Annotated in this window: 15 protein-coding genes; 14 read left to right on the top strand and 1 reads right to left on the bottom strand. The window is 36.7% G+C overall.

Features of this window, described 5'->3' with window-relative positions:
* The first annotated feature begins 3 nt into the window (after positions 1-3).
* The 10 genes from ACZ41W_RS11590 to hpf all read left to right on the top strand — a co-directional run bounded on the left by ACZ41W_RS11590 (position 4) and on the right by hpf (position 9968).
* A complete protein-coding gene (locus tag ACZ41W_RS11590; protein WP_464312143.1) occupies positions 4-1686 on the top strand; it encodes a radical SAM protein in 1683 nt (560 codons plus the stop codon).
* 20 nt (positions 1687-1706) lie between these two features.
* Positions 1707-3392 carry a B12-binding domain-containing radical SAM protein gene (locus ACZ41W_RS11595; protein ID WP_464312144.1) on the top strand — a complete coding sequence of 562 codons (1686 nt, stop codon included), beginning with the start codon at positions 1707-1709 and terminating at the stop codon, positions 3390-3392.
* 12 nt (positions 3393-3404) lie between these two features.
* The gene (locus ACZ41W_RS11600; protein ID WP_464312145.1) at positions 3405-4931 is read left to right on the top strand and encodes an aldo/keto reductase; all 1527 of its coding nucleotides are present in this window, start codon (positions 3405-3407) and stop codon (positions 4929-4931) included.
* A 139-nt stretch (positions 4932-5070) separates the two neighbouring features.
* Positions 5071-5472, top strand: a complete 402-nt coding sequence (locus tag ACZ41W_RS11605; protein WP_464312146.1) for a flagellar protein FlaG — start codon at positions 5071-5073, stop codon at positions 5470-5472.
* Positions 5473-5597: 125 nt separating this feature from the next.
* Complete coding sequence (gene fliD / locus ACZ41W_RS11610; RefSeq protein WP_464312147.1) at positions 5598-7514, top strand: flagellar filament capping protein FliD; 1917 nt, start codon at positions 5598-5600, stop codon at positions 7512-7514.
* Positions 7511-7885, top strand: a complete 375-nt coding sequence (locus tag ACZ41W_RS11615; RefSeq protein WP_464312148.1) for a hypothetical protein — start codon at positions 7511-7513, stop codon at positions 7883-7885. The genes fliD and ACZ41W_RS11615 overlap by 4 nt, the downstream gene beginning before the upstream one ends.
* A 206-nt stretch (positions 7886-8091) precedes the next feature.
* The gene (gene fliS / locus ACZ41W_RS11620) at positions 8092-8565 is read left to right on the top strand and encodes a flagellar export chaperone FliS (protein ID WP_464312149.1); all 474 of its coding nucleotides are present in this window, start codon (positions 8092-8094) and stop codon (positions 8563-8565) included.
* Between the two features lie 85 nt (positions 8566-8650).
* Positions 8651-8830, top strand: a complete 180-nt coding sequence (locus tag ACZ41W_RS11625) for a putative motility protein (RefSeq protein WP_464312150.1) — start codon at positions 8651-8653, stop codon at positions 8828-8830.
* Positions 8831-8878: 48 nt separating this feature from the next.
* Positions 8879-9301, top strand: coding sequence for a hypothetical protein (locus tag ACZ41W_RS11630; RefSeq protein ID WP_464312151.1), 423 nt, complete (start codon positions 8879-8881; stop codon positions 9299-9301).
* A 136-nt stretch (positions 9302-9437) separates the two neighbouring features.
* Complete coding sequence (gene hpf, locus ACZ41W_RS11635; RefSeq protein WP_464312152.1) at positions 9438-9968, top strand: ribosome hibernation-promoting factor, HPF/YfiA family; 531 nt, start codon at positions 9438-9440, stop codon at positions 9966-9968.
* Between the two features lie 78 nt (positions 9969-10046).
* Here the strand turns inward: hpf and ACZ41W_RS11640 are convergent, their stop codons facing one another.
* Complete coding sequence (locus tag ACZ41W_RS11640) at positions 10047-10247, bottom strand: hypothetical protein (RefSeq protein ID WP_464312153.1); 201 nt, start codon at positions 10245-10247, stop codon at positions 10047-10049.
* 348 nt (positions 10248-10595) lie between these two features.
* Here ACZ41W_RS11640 and ACZ41W_RS11645 point away from each other — a divergent pair, with 348 nt between their 5' ends.
* From ACZ41W_RS11645 to ACZ41W_RS11660, 4 genes are all read left to right on the top strand, one after another.
* Entirely contained in the window at positions 10596-11195 is a 600-nt protein-coding gene (locus ACZ41W_RS11645) for a DUF5317 family protein (protein WP_464312154.1), read from the top strand.
* A gap of 107 nt (positions 11196-11302) precedes the next feature.
* Positions 11303-14041 carry a preprotein translocase subunit SecA gene (secA, locus tag ACZ41W_RS11650; RefSeq protein ID WP_464312155.1) on the top strand — a complete coding sequence of 913 codons (2739 nt, stop codon included), beginning with the start codon at positions 11303-11305 and terminating at the stop codon, positions 14039-14041.
* 65 nt (positions 14042-14106) lie between these two features.
* Positions 14107-15235 (top strand): peptide chain release factor 2 gene (prfB, locus tag ACZ41W_RS11655; protein WP_464312156.1). Its coding sequence is split into 2 segments (ribosomal slippage): positions 14107-14181 and positions 14183-15235, totalling 1128 coding nucleotides; the frame shifts between segments, so codons are not numbered across the junction.
* The gene (locus tag ACZ41W_RS11660; RefSeq protein WP_464312157.1) at positions 15210-17519 is read left to right on the top strand and encodes a Tex family protein; all 2310 of its coding nucleotides are present in this window, start codon (positions 15210-15212) and stop codon (positions 17517-17519) included. The genes prfB and ACZ41W_RS11660 overlap by 26 nt, the downstream gene beginning before the upstream one ends.
* Positions 17520-17523: the final 4 nt, after the last annotated feature.

Consider the following 17523-nt stretch of genomic DNA (forward strand, 5'->3'; position numbering starts at 1 on the left):
GTTATGAAAAAAAGAGTGTTATTTATTTCAAATTTGAGCCATAATTTAGAAAGTTTGATTGACATGGATCGTTCAAAGCAGAAAAACATTACTGAACTATTTGGTTCAAGTAATTTACCACTCGGTTTGCTATCCATTGACGCTTATGTAAAGAGTCGTTGTCATGACGTTGAAACATCACTTATTGATCTTAATACGGAATTTATGTTGAGAATTTCAGAGGGAAATTTAGACCTCAACATTCATGACATTGTGATGAATTTTGAAACATTCGTATTTTCTAAAATTTCAGAGGAAATGGACTGTTTTAAGCCTGATATTATTGGAATTTCAACATTGTTTGACAAATCTGTACCTACTCTTGGTTTATTGAGTCGTTTAATTAAAGAAAAAAATCCTAACGTGCTACTTGTCGCTGGAGGACATCCTGCAAATAATTTGTATCAAGATATTTTGATTGATGAACAAAATAGACTAGATGGGATATGCATGGGTGAAGGTGAAATTCCTTTTCTTGAGTTGGTTCTTGCAGAAAATGCGAAAGAGCATGTTGTTTCAAGTAGCTATTTTGCAACAAGAGATAAATGTATCGCCAAAAAAAGTTTTACAAAAATCATGGTAGAAAATCTAGATGATATTCCTATGTATGATTATGAAGGTTTTTTTAATAGATATGGTTCAAAAATTTTAACTTTGCACAATAACATTTTGGACTCAAAGCATTCATTTAATCGACAAGCGGTAGTTATGACCTCGCGTGGTTGTCCTTATAATTGTGTATTTTGTGCTTCGAAAAGTGTTCATGAACAAAAAATGAGATATAATTCTATCCAGCGTGTAAAAGATGAAATCGATTACTGGGTCAACAGACATCAAATTACAACAATTGGATTTATTGATGATCATTTTCTTTTTGATATTAATCGCGTGATTGAAATTTGTGACTATGCAGGTAGTAAAGGGCTAGATATTAGATTTCCCAATGGATTGGCTATTGCGCCTATTACAAAGGAGCTTGTTGATTGCATGGTGAGAAATCAGGTTCAAGAGGTTCAACTCGCGTTGGAATCAGGTTCAGAACGTGTATTGCGAGAAATTATCAAAAAACCACTTTCTATTGCGAAAGCAAAGGAAGTATTTGATTTGTTCTTGGACACGAATATTTTCGTAAGGGTTTTTTTGGTGGTAGGTTTTCAATCTGAAACAATAGACGATATACGTGAGTCTTTAGAATTTTTACGTACTGCTAACTTTCACTGGGCTTCAATTTCAACGCCAACACCTATTTCTGGAAGTAGGCTTTTAGAGAATGCATTAGCAAGTGGTCAAATTCATGAATACCTTCCAGGTGAAAGTTCATTTTTTAATCAGAGTTTTGAGAACAAACAGTTAGCTGAACACTTAAATGGTGAGGTCCGTTATACAATTAACTTGGATGTAAACTTTGTTCACAATCCATATATGCGAATGAAGAAATATGATCTTGCAATGGAACGTTTTAAAGCAATTATTGAAAATTATCCAAATCATGCATTCGCATATTATTATTTATATCAGTGTATGAATCACTTGGATTATGCACAAGATGTTATGAATAAAGTACGAGTAGAGTATAATAGAATTGTTAAGAATGATGATTCTTGGAGAAAATATGTGCATTACTTCAATTTACCTATTTCTATATAAATTTCAAAGTGGGAGGTAAGATGAAAAGCGTACTTTTTATCGCCAATATTAGTCATAATTTAGATAGCTTAAATCAACTTGTAAAACAACCTACAATTAATATTACGGAGTTGTTTGGAGCCAGCAATATTCCTTTAGGAGTATTATCTATAGAAGCATATGTAAAAGCACAGTGTCCTGACATAGTGTCTGATATAGTTGATTTGAATATTGAATTTATTAGGCAATTGTCTCTTGGTGATATTAAGCAGTCACTAGAAAGACTTCTGCTGAATTTTGAGACAGTTTTGTTTTCTAAAATTGATGAGTCCATTCAAAAAAACAAGCCTAATATAATTGTTTTTTCAACATTGTTTGACAAGTCGGTACCGACATTGATAAGCTTGAGTTCAAAAATAAAAGACAAATATCCTGAAATTCTGTTAATTGCTGGTGGGCATCCAATTACGAATAAATATGAGCTCATTTTAAATCATCCAGAATGTGTCGTTGATGCTTTGTGTTTAGGAGAAGGTGAAATACCAATTTCCAAATTAGTCTGTTCAAATCATTTAATGAACACGATTATCGAGAGCTCTAGTTTTATGACTAAGAAGAAGTTGGGCAATCATCAACAAATGAATTTGGAAAAATACGAAGTCAAAGATTTGGACGAAATTCCATTTTACGACTATGATGCATACTTTGAAAAGTATGGAGATTCGTTGTTAGAATATCATAGCAGTGTGTTAGACCCAGAGTTTTCATTTAACAGACAAGCTGTTATGATGACTTCCCGTGGATGTCCGTATAATTGTGTGTTTTGTGCAAGCAGTAGTGTACATGGTAAAAAAATTAGGGCAAACTCCATTCAACGTGTGAAAGATGAAATTGATTATTGGGTAGATAAAAGGCGCGTTAATACAATCTCATTTAACGATGATCATTTCTTATTTGATGTTAAAAGAGCCATTGAAATTTGTGATTATGCAGGTTCGAAAAATGTGGATATTCGATTTATTAATGGATTAGCTGTTGCACCTATCAATAAAGAGTTGGTGGAATGTTTTGTCAGAAATAGAGTTAAAGAAGTACATTTAGCGTTGGAATCAGGTTCAAATCGTGTTCTTAAAGAAATTATTCATAAACCCTTATCACTTGCTAAAGCCAGTGAAGTTTTTGAGTTGTTTAGTGAAACAGACATTTTTGTACGTGTTTTCATTGTAACCGGTTTTCCGGATGAAACACTAGAAGATGTTGAAGAGTCATTACAATATTTGAGAAATGCAAAATTTCATTGGGCTTCCATATCAAGTCCGACGCCAATTTCAGGAAGTAGTCTTTTAAATACAGCGTTAAAGAAAGGTCAGATTAAAGAATTTGACTTTAGTAGAATATCATTTTTTAATGAACATTTTAAAAATGATAGTTTGGAAAAACGCCTAAACCACAACATCAATTACACCATCAACTTAGATATTAATTTTGTTCATAACCCTTATATGCGAATGGGCAAATACGAGTTGGCAATGAAGAAGTTCGAATCCATATTGATGTTGATTCCAAATCATGCATTTGCTTGTTATTATTTATATCAATGCATGAAGAAGCTTGATTATTCTGAAGAGGAAATGAATGTTGTTAAAATGAAGTATAACACAATCATAGAGAACGAAGCGTTCTGGCGTGACTTTGCAAATTACTTTGATTTAGAATTGAGTTTATAATTTGGAGGACCTTTGAATTACAGATACTACGGAGCGACTGGTAAATTAATATCTGAGATGAGTATTGGGAGCACTCGATTTAATCCGAGTGATTTAGAGGATGAAGCGGGCTTATTTCGTTGTGCCGAGCTCGTTGCAGAGGCAAATAGTCTTGGAATGAATTATTTTGATATTGCTCATAACTATGCAAAATCTCAATGTGAACACATTTATCGCCATGCGTTCAAAATGATGAAAAATCCATATTTTGTCACATCTAAATCATCAAGTTTTCAGGATAATACCGCTGATGATGTACTGAGACGTATTGAAAACTCTCTAAAAACCATGGATGTGAATCAAATTGACTTTTTTTACCTTTGGTCCATTATGGATCAAGCGCATTACAAAGATATCATGAAACCTGGCGGTGCTTATGAGGGCGCGCTTTTGGCACAAAATAGAGGGTTAATAAAACACATTACATTTTCTAATCACGCCACTCCCCATGAAGCGATTGATATCATCAATGATGGGTATTTTGAAGGGGTCACTTTATCTTATAATCTCTTAAATCACAGTACAATGGATGCCGTGATAGAATCAGCATACAAACAACAAATGGGGATTACGGTGATGAATCCTTTGGCAGGAGGCATTATACCGGAGAATCATGAGTTGTTCTCAGGTGTTTTTGATGATCCTGACTATACTTTAGCACAGTCAGCACTAAAATATGTCATTCGTCATCCTCATGTGACATCTGTACTTTCAGGTGTTTCAAATACCAATGAGTTACATGAAAACTTGAAACCTTTTAATATTTCTACTGATTCAAATGATTTAGATGTAAGCTGGAGAAACAAAGTCGTCAAGGAGTTTAGTGAAATTGGTGGATTGTGCACGGGCTGTGGGTATTGCCGGACATCCTGCCCGAAATTGATTCCAATTCCAGAAATGATGCAATCCTATAATATGAGTTTGCTTAAAACAAGCGATCGCATGTATGGTAGAACGGACAAGAAATTATTGACGCATATCTCCATGATGAAAAAATTGATTCTTGATCTGAAAATACAACCAGAAAACAGTGACAATCCATGCATTCGATGTGGTCAATGTGAAAAAATATGTACACAGCATTTGCCAATTATAACACAGCTTGATCAGATGTATCAAGTGATAGAAGATACGTCGGCATCGCGGCAACATTATAAAGAACGACTTGAAACGTTACTTATTAAACCAAACTATAAAAAAATCGCTTTTTACACGGCAGGGGGTTACACTGCAAAAGTATTGCAGCTGTTAGGGGAATTTTTTGATATCCATCAGTTTGAAATAGTTGTCTTTGATAGCAATTCAAGCAGGTGGGGGGATCAATTAAATGGTTATCCTGTTGAGAATCCCGAACTGATATCGATCATTCAACCTGAGTGTATTGTGATTTCAAATTACAATTTTGACTCTGAAATTTACGAGTCCCTTCAATCGTATCAGTCAATGGGCATTGATATCATTAAGCTTCATTTTGACAATGACGCCCCGTGGGTTTTTTAAATTTTGTACGTAACGTTGAATTCACAAGAGGTGTTGAAAGCATCAAAAATTATTTTCAGATAATTTAGAATACACTTAAGTTTTATTGGGTATCAACCGATATTACTGATAGAGTATATTGTGGAAAGGAGATGGTATTTTGAAGATTAATCAAATCAATCTTGGAAGTACTCAATCTGGCGCGGTGGGCACGGAAGCTCAAGTTAGAACTGTTGAAAGTGGGCCTGTTCCTAAACGTCCGATCGAGAAAGTGAACTATGAGACAAATGTAAAAAAAGTCTCACAGGCACAGGGCGAAGAAAAAGAAAAAGACATCAATGAAGAAATGTTTCAAAAATCAGTAGAACAGGCAAATAAAACACTTGAAATTTATAACAGAAGAATTGAACGGGCAGTTCACGAAGTGACACATACAGTGATGTATACGATCAAAGATACTGTAACAAACGAAGTCATCAGTGAATTTCCTCCGAAAAAAATACAGGATATGATCGCAAAAATGTGGGAATTAGCGGGCCTTTTTGTAGATGAAAAGGCATAATCATCCTATTTTCAAATCATAATGAATGTATTGCGCATATGACATTTGTGCATGAAAGCAATTTGATGAATCGTATAGTCGTATAGACGATCGATGATAGGGACATATAAAAGGAAGTGATGTAAATGTCTACAATGAGAATTACTGGTATGGCATCGGGTTTTGATACAGATTCTATGATTAAGAACCTGATGAAAGCAGAAAATACAAGGATGAATAAAGTTAAAAAAAGCCGAGAAAGTGTCGTGTGGCAACAAGAAGCTTATAGAGATATTACAAAACAACTTAGAAATCTACAGTCTTCTTATTTTGATATCTTAAAGCCGGGAAGCAATTTATCGTCCTCAACTTCATTTAGCAAGTTTAGTTATTCCGTAACAAGTGGGGGCGTTGCGTCGTCTGCAGTTTCCGTTACAGCGTCATCAGCAAATACTGCTAAAAGTGTTGTCATTGATAAGATTGATCAGTTGGCAACGAAAGATACACTAACAGGTGCAATCGGCGACTTAAAAGGAATTAAAACAGACGCGATTACAATCGCCGATTTAAAAACAGATTTAGCAGGTAAAGATTTAGAGTTAACTTTGGCGATTGGATCTACATCTAAAAGAATCGCCGTTAGTAGTACAGAACTCAATGCGATTACGACACCAGCTGAACTAGCTACGCTATTGAACGATAAAATTAAAACTGCGTTTGGTGCCGATTACTCAAATGTCGTGACTCAAAATGCAGGTGTACTCGAGTTTGATATGAAGGGTTCAACCGTTAAAGTGCTTGAGTATACTGGTAATACAGAAACTATGACTGCACTTGGATTGACAAGCGGCGAATCCAATATCGATTATCGTTCAAAATCAATCGGAAGCTTATTTAATTTTTCAGCTGCTGACTTAACGGGACTTAAAATCAATGGCAAAGACATTACGCTTGCGACGACGGATACCCTCGATCAAATGATCGATAAAATTAATAAGGCAGGAACTGGTGCAACACTTTCCTATGATAGTTTAAATGACCAGTTTAAACTTCAATCAACACTTGAAGGAACTGCAAATGCTGTTGATTTGGCCAATTCTTCAGATGCATTTTTATCAAAACTCTTTAATGTATCCAGTACATCACAGTTAGGCGTAAGTCCAACAGATGGTTCTTCAAAAGTAGCAGCAAAAAATGCGAGACTCACAATTAACGGTCAAGAAATCATCCAAGGTAGCAATAATTTTAGCCTTGATGGCATTGCATATTCATTAAAAGCTGAAAGTGCATCAGCGATCAACATCGGCCTATCTGTGAATACAAAAGATATTATTGATAACATCAAAAACTTTGTCACTGAGTATAACAAAATCATGGATACCATTAATACAGAACTCACTGAGAAAAAAAATTACAGTTATCAACCACTGACGGATGATGAAAAAGAAGACATGACTGAAAAAGAGATTGAACTTTGGGAAACTAAAGCAAAATCAGGGATCTTAAGAGGTTCAAGTGAACTCAGTACGTTTGTTAGCTCGATGCGAAATGCCATGGTGGATGTGGTAGAAGGCTCTGGCCTTTCTCTCAGTCAAATTGGCATTAGCAGTGCAAGTTATCTAGATAAAGGGAAACTCACTGTCAATGAAGATCAACTCAAACAAAGTCTTGAAACAAATTTTGACGAAGTGGTAAAACTCTTTACTGCAAAATCAGATGCAGAATATGGGGATACGACTCGTACCAACGAACGTTACAAAGAGAATGGAATCGCAAGCAGAGTAGAGGATATTTTGAACGATTATGTCCGTACAAAACGTGACTCAAGCGGTAAAAAAGGAATTTTGCTTGAAAAAGCAGGTATTGAAAATGATACGACTTATGCAAACAACGTCTTCTCTAAGAAACTTCTCGAGTACGATGACAAAATTGCCGATTTAGTTGAGTATCTAGCAGATAAGGAAACTTATTACTACAATATGTTCAGTAGAATGGAATCTGCACTTAGCAAAATGAACGCACAACAGTCTTCACTTTCAGGCATGTTAGGAAGCGCATCATGATGAAGGACATCGTTATAGAACAACTTCATGAGATTATCGTTCAAAGCAAAATTATACTAAGTGCTATACAAGTTGGTGATATGGATATTGTTCAAGGTGCAGTGGATGTACGTGGTAGATTAATTCATGAACTTGAACAATACAAGGATAAAACCATTACGGATGAAGCGCGACAGCTATACCAAGAGTTTGAATCCATCGAACTAAAATGTAAACAAGAAATGGATGCATTCAAAGTGAAACTTGAAAAAGAGTTGATGGACAGTAAAAATGAAAAATTAAAAGTACAACGCAATAAAAATGCAATGGATCAGTATCATATGCAATCAAAATCGATGTATAGTGGTTTGTCGATAGACAATAAAAAATAGTCTAAATGAAGCTGATAATTGTCAGCTTCATTTAGTTTAAAAAATCAAAGAATTAAAACTCAAAATATTGAAAAACCTTAAAATGAAAAATTACGATAAAAATTGCACGATAAAATTGAATTTTTTAGCTGAAGTTGCCGATATATAAGGTAGTAAATCTAATGAGTGATTAAGGTTCTTTTGAGTGTAACCTTAGGGAGGCGAACATGGCTGTTATGAATCCATACAATTATTCGAAACCAAGAAATTTTATTAAAATAGAGAATAATGACAAACCAGACGAGAAAAAAGACGAAGTAAAAGCAAGAAATCCTTATATGAACGATAAAATGGATCAATATCTGGAAAGCAAAATTATCAGTGCAAAACCAGAAGAATTGACGTATATGCTATATGAAGGCATTGTAAAATTTATCAAGAAAGCCATGCTAGGGTTAGAGAGTAAAAACTATGAAGTTGTAAATTACAATACTCAGCGTGCTGAGATGATCGTTGAAGAACTCAGAGCGACACTCAATATGGATATTCCATTAAGTGTCAGTTTAGACGCCCTTTATGAGTATCTCAATTATAAATTGATCAATGCAAATATCACAAAAAATGAAGCTGAGTTTCAAGAAGCACTTGAAATTGCTGAAGATTTTAAAGACACATGGAAACAAGCATTTAGTATTAAATAGTTTTAATTTTAATACATGTGCTGTTAATTTTGGGCATTATCGGGTATACTAGTAATTAGATACCGGTCAAGATGGGAGGGATTAGATGGATATTCAAGCATCTTCTTACCAAGCAGTTGCCCTTACAAGTTTAAAGCAAGCACTGACGATTTCTAACCTTCAAAAAGCTGTGATGCAAGACGCACAGTCCATGGAAGCAGTTGTTAAAATGATGGAAATGTCAGTTTCACCGCATCTGGGGCAAAATTTAGATATCAAATTATAGTTAAGGTTGAGCAATTGTGCTTAACCTTAATTTTTATGGAGAAAACCGATGAAACCGTCAATTGTAGATGAAATGTTGGCAATATTAATTGAGAAGAAACAACAGATTCTATATTCGATTGAGCATTATCATATGCTTGAAGATACCAATCGTCAAAGTTTACTCGAAGCGATTTTTGATAAAATAGAAGGCCTTGAACATTCTGTACAAGAACTGGATTTGCTTTTTATATCGAAGTTTGATCTCTATAAGAAAATATCGGGTATTAAAAGTGTAGAAAACTTGTCTTTGGATGAGCAAAAGAGTTTTAAGCCGATCCAGATCGAAATCAGACTTGTTGAAAGCTTGATGGCGCAGCTTGCTGATTTGAGGCGACAATATGAACCGCTTAAGGCTAAAACCCTGCATAACCGATTTCAAATAAACAAACAAAGTCAAGTGATAAGTGCTTATAAAAAAACCAATAAATAAGCTAATGATAAGTAAATGATAAGTAAATGTATCTGTTCCACTGGAAGAATTATTTGAGCAAGATTTTTTTTATCTGGTGGTTATTTATAAGATACGTGGGTATATAGGTAGTATTAAAAGTAAAGGGGTTGAGCATATGAAAGTAATCGTGACAGGAAGAAACCTAGTAATAACAGAAGCAATCAGAGATCAAGTTGAGAAAAAACTCGGTAAATTTGACAAGATGTTCAATGCAAACGTTGAAGCACACGCTACTTTTAGCACTCAAAAGAACAGACATATCGTTGAAGTGACAATTCCATTGAAAAATGGCACTATTTTTAGAGCTGAAGGAATCACAGAAGACATGTATGCTTCTATCGATGATGCAATTGATAAAATTTCAAAACAAATGAGAAAACACAAAACGAGAATCGAAAAGAGATTCCATGCAAATGAATCCATTCGATTTGAAGAAATTCCTGATTTACAAGAACTTGTGCCAGAACAAACTATTGTTAAAACAAAGAGATTTGGCGTAAAACCAATGATGCCAGAAGAGGCCGTATTACAAATGGAGCTTCTCGGTCATGACTTCTTCGTATTTCTCAATGGCGACACTGAAGAAATCAATGTCGTTTATAAACGGAAAGATGGAGATTTTGGTTTGATAGAACCGTATTTATAATCATATAAAATGATAAAGACGATTCCCGTGGGAGTCGTCTTTTTTGTGTTTATGTATTGCTCAAAATGCAAACTTTAATCAAAATGAAGATTTGATATATTGGACACAGGCTTCGCAAATGTATTTTTCTTTAAATTCTCTTACGGTTGTTTCACTTGAACAGATTTGGCATTTGACAAGAGAGATGGCTTCGCATTCACAAGGTTCAACTTCTGTTAAATTCATGTAGACAGTTTCTTTTTGAACTGAATAGGGATTTAATTTTTTAGCAGCTTCCAATGGTATCCTCCTAAATAATGGTAATTTTTTACAGTTATGAGAAGATTATAGCATACTATTATCTAATACACAAATAATTTTATAAAGATAATTATATTTTTTTATGTATGAGATATTAAAGTTCTTGATTTTAGTACTTTCCACATGATTATTCCTGAGGTTAACATAATATCTACACGATGTGGCTCTGTGAAATTTATAGTTTGTTTACATTTTCACCGAGAATCTTTTAGAAATGGAATGTTATAATGAAACAGTCGTAGTTAATTGGAATAGACGTTCCATCGTTTGTTAAAGTGTGATAAAATAACAAAGAATGGAAAATATTCACTACTGATGAGGTGTGCTATGTACATAGAAGCAATCGTAATTGGATTAATCGTCGGAATGATTCGCAATGGCCGAATCTCAAATTTCTTGGAAGTGAGATATAAAGGGTGGGCATTAAGTTTGTTTGCTCTCGTATTATTTTTAGTTCCATACATCTTAAAATTGGCACATATTAATTTAGATATTATTCAAGTATTTCCTTATGCTGCAATGGTGATTATTGCCATTATAGCGCTTATGAATTTCAGTCGATTTGGAATGAAGTTGATTTTTCTTGGGCTTGCGATGAATCTTGTCATCATGGGGATGAATCATTTTCTCATGCCAATTGATACTGTAAAAATGACCGCGCTCGGATTTGATTCATTTGTAGAGTCTTTAAAAGTTGGAAATGTCGTGAATTATATGGATGTGACAAAGGCCGTTCCACTTAGTCGCTATCTCGGAAAAGTGATCGCACTTCCAGAGATATATCCACTTGCAAAAGTTTTAAGCGTGGGTGATTTGATTGTATCCATTGGAATTGCGTGGGTGATACAGTATGATATGTTGCTTGCTTCGCTGAAATCAAAAGGATCGATGCTACAATTCACTTACAATCCTAAAATGCGCAGATAGTAGATAGTAGATAGTTGATAGTTGTGAGAATTGCATAAATTCAGTTTAAATGTGAAGTGATGAGACTTAATAAACATGAATAAAGAAATGAGAATAGAGGGCTAATTATGAACTTGATGAAATTGCTTTTTGGCGATATTAATGAAAAAGAAGTGAAAAAGATCGATAAAATAGTCGATCAAATTGAAGCGTTAGAGTCGAAGTATACGGTGTTAACAGATCGCGAACTTCGAGACATGACGCCAACTCTTAAAAATAGATTGGCAAATGGCGAGACGCTCGATGACATTTTACCTGATGCGTTTGCAGTTTGCCGTGAAGGTGCAAAAAGAGCCCTTGGATTGAGAGCTTATCGCGTTCAACTTTTAGGTGGAATTGTGCTACATCAAGGCAGAATTGCAGAGATGAAAACAGGTGAAGGTAAAACACTTGTTGCAACATTCCCAGCATACCTCAATGCGCTTGAAGGAAAAGGCGTACATGTTGTAACGGTCAATGATTATCTCGCAATGCGTGACCGTGAGTGGATGGGGAAAATTTTTGAATTTTTAGGTTTGACGGTAGGGTGTGTTGTACATGGCGTTGAAGGTGAAGACAGACGTAATGCTTATCGTGCAGATATAACTTACGGAACAAACAACGAATTTGGTTTTGATTACCTTCGCGACAACATGGTAATGGAAGCTGGAAGATTGGTTCAAAGACCTCTTAATTATGCCATCGTGGATGAGGTCGATAGTATCTTGGTAGACGAAGCGAGAACACCACTGATTATTTCAGGTGAAAGTGCAAAATCGACGGATCTTTATAGAATTGCGAATATGTTTGCTAGAACGCTCAATGCCGAAGAAGACATTAAAATAGATGAAAAGGCAAAATCCATTTCATTGACAGATGGAATTGTCAAAGATAAATACGGTATCGTAGAAGATGGTAGTGAAAATCGAAATGGTGTTAAAAAAGCTGAAGCTTATTTTGGCATAGAAAATTTAAGTGATCCTGAAAATATCGAATATCTTCACCACGTCAATCAAGCGATTCGTGCGAATTATTTGATGAGACGCGATGTGGATTATATTGTGAAAGATGGAGAAGTCATCATCGTAGATGAGTTTACAGGTCGTCTCATGTATGGTAGACGGTATTCAAATGGACTTCATCAAGCAATTGAAGCGAAAGAAAATATCGAAGTAAGAAGAGAATCTCAAACACTTGCGACGATTACGCTCCAAAACTATTTCCGTATGTACAATAAACTTGCGGGGATGACTGGTACAGCTAAAACGGAAGAAGAAGAATTTAGACACATATATAATATGGACGTTGTCATGGTGCCAACCAATCGACCAATTGCCAGAGAAGATAAAGAAGATGCCATTTATAGAAGTTTAAAGGGCAAATTTGACGCAGTGCTCAGAGATATTCAAGAGTGCAGTCAAAAAGGTCAACCAGTACTCGTCGGCACGATTAGTATTGAGACTTCGGAATTTTTAAGCATGATGCTGAAAAAAAATGGTGTTAAACACGAAGTGCTTAATGCGAAACAACATGAAAGAGAAGCTGAGATCGTCGCTCAGGCTGGCCGATTTGGCGCGGTGACCATCGCAACCAACATGGCTGGTCGTGGTACGGATATTGTACTAGGAGGAAATCCAGAGTTCTTGGCAAAGCGCGATATGATTAAAAAGGGTTACGATGAACATATCGTCAATCGCGTTTCGAGTCCAATTATTGGAGAAGATCCAGAAGTGCTAGAAGCAAAACCAGTATACGATGCGCTGTACCAAGAACATAAACGAATCACCGATGCAGAAGCAGAAAAAGTAAAATCAGTGGGAGGTCTTCATATTATTGGTACTGAAAGACATGAGTCTCGTCGTATTGATAATCAGTTAAGAGGTCGTGCAGGCCGTCAAGGAGACCCAGGTTCCACCCAGTTTTATATTTCTTTTGAAGATGATTTAATGAGAATGTTCGTAAGTGACAATATCAAAGCGATGGTTGAGAAAATTGGCTTTGACGACGAAATGCAGCTTGAAAACAAGATGCTTTCAAAAGCCATTGAAAATGCACAAAAGAAAGTTGAAGGTCGCAATTTCGGCATTCGTAAACACGTGCTTCAATACGATGACGTTATGAATAAACAGCGAGAAATTATCTACGGTGAACGTAATAAGGTGCTTCACGGTGAAGACATACGCGAAAGTATCATGAATATGCTTGATAAAGCGATTGATCGTGCAATCTTGATGTTTACTGAAGGGTATAAGTATCCAGAAGAGTGGGATTTAGAAGGTTTATTGAATCATTTACATCCGCTATTTTTACCACAAGGTGCAATCGAATTTACGGATGTTGAAAGTTTAACAAAAGCATCTCTAAAAGAGATCATTTTAGATAAAGCAAAAGAACTTTATAGTCAAAAAGAAGATGAAATCGGATTAGAGCGCATGAGAGATGTTGAACGTGCGATTTTACTCAGAGTTGTGGATTTACACTGGATTGATCATATTGACGCGATGGATGATTTAAAACAAGGGATTGGCCTCAGGGCATTTGGTCAGCAAGATCCTGTTGCAGCATACAAAATGGAAGGTTTTGATATGTTCGATGAGATGGTTGCCAATATCCAAGAAGAGACAGTTAAAGCACTTTTCCATGCCAATATTCAAACAGACACAGAACGTAAAGTAGTGGCGCGTGTTACCAATTTATCGGGAACCGGTGATGGCAGTACGACAAAAAAACCGGCAAAATCGGATAAAAAAGTGGGTAGAAATGATCCGTGTCCATGTGGTAGCGGAAAAAAATATAAAAAATGCTGTGGTTCATCTTTAGAAGACTAGGCGATAATCAGAGAGGCCAGAATTGACGAATCAATCTGGCCTCGTCGTATGAAGGGGTTGAGTGAATGATTTTACTGGAAAAACTAGGTAGAGAATCAAAAAAACTAAAGGCGTTAATCGCTGAGCTTGAGGTGTCACTTTGACATTGCTCAAGTAAGATACCGTATTGAAGAAATTGAGATGGATATGACTGCACCAGATTTTTGGAACGATAATGAGACGGCACAAAGTAAGCTGAAGTTTCAAAAGGCGCTTAAAAACAAAGTGGATCAATTTGAAGATCTATTTCACCGAGCGGAAGAACTGGAAGGGCTCATTGAGATGGCGTTAGAGGATTCTGACGACAGCATTGAAGCTGAAGTTGAAGGAAGCTTTAACGAACTTCAAGCGAATTATGATCAATTGATGCTAGAAACGCTTCTTAAAGGGGACTACGATGCCAACAGCGCCATATTGTCCATTCATGCTGGTTCAGGCGGAACAGATGCACAGGATTGGGCCGGTATGCTTCTCAGAATGTATAAGCGCTGGGGAGAACAAAAAGGCTACCAGGTAAAAATGCTCGATTTACAAAATGACACAGAAGCTGGGATTAAGAGTGCCGTTTTATCTTTTGATGGACTCAATGCCTATGGCTTTTTAAAATCGGAAAAAGGGGTACACCGTATCGTTCGAATATCACCTTTTGATGCGTCTGGTAAACGACACACCTCGTTTGCTTCTGTGGACGTCATGCCAGAACTTGACGATTCAGTTGCCATTGATATCAATCCGGTGGATTTGAAAATTGATACGTACCGATCATCGGGATCGGGTGGACAACACGTCAATACGACGGATTCTGCTGTGCGAATTACGCATATTCCAACGGGCGTTGTCGTACAGTGTCAAAGTGAACGCTCTCAGATTTCCAACCGTGCAACCGCCATGAAAATGCTCATGGGTAAGTTAATTGAGTTAAAAGAACGCGAACATAAAGACAAAATTGAAGATTTGGCAGGAGATTACTCACAGATCACTTGGGGAAGTCAAATTCGATCGTATGTGTTTCATCCCTACAATCTCGTAAAAGATCATAGAACAAATGCGGAAATGGGCAATATCCAAGCGGTAATGGATGGAGAAATCGATTTGTTTATCGACGCATATCTCAAGGAGGCAAGTCAACATGAACTTAAAATCATCAGTGAATAATCGTCCTTTTTATCAAGCAGAGAGCGGAAATGACGGGGAAAATAAGAGTACAACTAATGATGCAAATAATGGAAAACTCATCATTCAGCAATTGGCGAAGGAATTATCGCTTAAAATCAGTCAAGTCGAAACGACGATTCAGTTAATTGATGAAGGCAATACCATTCCTTTTATCGCGAGATATCGAAAAGAAGCGACAGGTGGTATCAGCGATGAAACTCTTAGAGATTTTGATGATCGATTGAAATACCTCAGAAATTTAGAGGCGAGAAAGTTTGAAGTCATTAGAATCATAGAAGAACAAGGTAAATTAACGCCTGAGCTGAAGGCAGATATTGAAAAAGCCACTGTTCTTCAAACGGTGGAAGATCTCTATCGTCCTTATAAACAAAAGAAGAGCACGCGCGCTTCAAAAGCCATCGAAAGAGGACTTGAGCCGCTTGCAGATATTTTATGGAATCAAGCTTTACAGTCTGGAAATTTACTTGAGATGGCCTTGGACTTTGTCGATCCAGAAAAAGAAGTGAATACCGCTGAAGAAGCACTTGCAGGCGCGATGGATATCGTTGCTGAGCGCATCTCAGATTCACCTGAGAATCGAGCATTTATACGCCAACTGTATTTAACAAAAGGCGAAATGGAATCCGTTGCCACAGACGAGACGCAACAAACGGTCTATGAAATGTATTACAAGTATTCGGAACCGATTTCTAAAGTTGCCAATCACCGCATTTTAGCACTCAATCGTGGCGAGCAAGAAAAAATGTTAAAGGTGAAGATTAATAGTCCGGATGAGTTGATTTTAGATCGATTGAGACAATCCGTGATTGTTAATCCACAGTCGATTTCAGCACCTTACTTACAAATGGCTTTGGAAGATTCTTATAAACGATTAATTTCACCTTCAATTGAACGTGAAGTGAGAAATTTATTGACAGAACGTGCCGAAGAAGAGGCGATCAAGGTATTTGGGAAAAATACGAAGTCCTTACTATTGGTACCACCGGTAAAAGATGCGCGCGTGCTTGCCATCGACCCAAGTTATCGAACAGGTTGCAAACTAGCGGTTCTTGATGAAACGGGGAAATTGCTGGAGTATGCAACGATTTATCCCAATGCACCTCAAAATGAAGTGAAGCAGTCCAAAGAGAAAATTGCGGAGCTCATTAAAAAACATCGATTAAATCTCATTTCTATTGGAAATGGTACAGCTTCTCGTGAAACAGAACAACTCGTTGCAGAACTGCTCAAGACCCTCGATGAAGAAGTGTATTATACAATTGTCAGCGAAGCAGGTGCATCGGTGTATTCGGCATCAAAACTTGCAACAGAAGAGTATCCGGATATTAACGTGTCAATCCGTGGCGCGATTTCAATTGGAAGACGTCTTCAAGATCCATTAGCGGAGCTCGTAAAAATCGATCCAAAGAGCATTGGAGTAGGCCAATATCAACACGACGTCAATCAAAAACGTTTAGAAGAACAATTGACAAACGTCGTTGAGGACTGTGTAAATAGTGTAGGCGTTGACCTCAATACAGCCACGCCATCGCTACTCAGTTATGTTTCTGGCATTTCGTCGACGCTTGCTAAAAACATCGTAGCGTATCGCGATGAAAATGGCCGATTTAAGTCGAGAAAGGAACTTCTCAAAGTCAAACGCTTAGGGGATAAAGTGTATCAACAAGCAGTAGGATTCTTAAGAATTCCAAAAGCGACAAATCCACTTGATAATACAGCTGTGCATCCTGAGTCATATGAAGCGACACAAAAACTTCTTGAAACCCTTGGATATACTGCCAAAGATATTGAAAATGGCGCGGTGCGAGACATTGTTGAAAAGGTCATCGTCTTTTCAGGCATCATGGGCAATCAACCGGATGCGATGAAATACGATGCGGGGATCGAAAAACTTTCGAAACACCTCGAAATCGGTGCAATGACTTTAAAGGACATCATAGAAGAAATTAAGAAACCGGGTCGTGACCCTCGTGAAGAGATGCCGAAACCCCTATTTAGAAGCGATGTCCTTAAAATGGAAGATTTGCAAGTGGGCATGATCATGCAAGGTACCGTTAGAAATGTCGTGGATTTTGGCGCATTCATTGATATCGGCGTGAAACAAGATGGACTCGTGCATATTTCTGAGATTTGTGACCGTTTTATTAAGCATCCAATGCAAGTGCTTTCTGTTGGTGACACGGTGAAAGTACAAATTTTAACCCTTGACCTCAATCGAAATAAGATTGGGCTCACGATGAAAAACTTGAAAGAGCAAGCGTAAATAT

The sequence above is a fragment of the Fusibacter fontis genome, assembly GCF_055378735.1.

Coding starts and splice junctions, on each gene's coding strand:
- ACZ41W_RS11590 (WP_464312143.1), top strand. CDS start 4: ATGAAAAAAAGAGTGTTATTTATTTCAAATTTGAGCCATAATTTAGAA.
- ACZ41W_RS11595 (WP_464312144.1), top strand. CDS start 1,707: ATGAAAAGCGTACTTTTTATCGCCAATATTAGTCATAATTTAGATAGC.
- fliD (WP_464312147.1), top strand. CDS start 5,598: ATGTCTACAATGAGAATTACTGGTATGGCATCGGGTTTTGATACAGAT.
- ACZ41W_RS11615 (WP_464312148.1), top strand. CDS start 7,511: ATGATGAAGGACATCGTTATAGAACAACTTCATGAGATTATCGTTCAA.
- fliS (WP_464312149.1), top strand. CDS start 8,092: ATGGCTGTTATGAATCCATACAATTATTCGAAACCAAGAAATTTTATT.
- ACZ41W_RS11625 (WP_464312150.1), top strand. CDS start 8,651: ATGGATATTCAAGCATCTTCTTACCAAGCAGTTGCCCTTACAAGTTTA.
- ACZ41W_RS11630 (WP_464312151.1), top strand. CDS start 8,879: ATGAAACCGTCAATTGTAGATGAAATGTTGGCAATATTAATTGAGAAG.
- hpf (WP_464312152.1), top strand. CDS start 9,438: ATGAAAGTAATCGTGACAGGAAGAAACCTAGTAATAACAGAAGCAATC.
- ACZ41W_RS11645 (WP_464312154.1), top strand. CDS start 10,596: ATGTACATAGAAGCAATCGTAATTGGATTAATCGTCGGAATGATTCGC.
- secA (WP_464312155.1), top strand. CDS start 11,303: ATGAACTTGATGAAATTGCTTTTTGGCGATATTAATGAAAAAGAAGTG.
- ACZ41W_RS11660 (WP_464312157.1), top strand. CDS start 15,210: ATGAACTTAAAATCATCAGTGAATAATCGTCCTTTTTATCAAGCAGAG.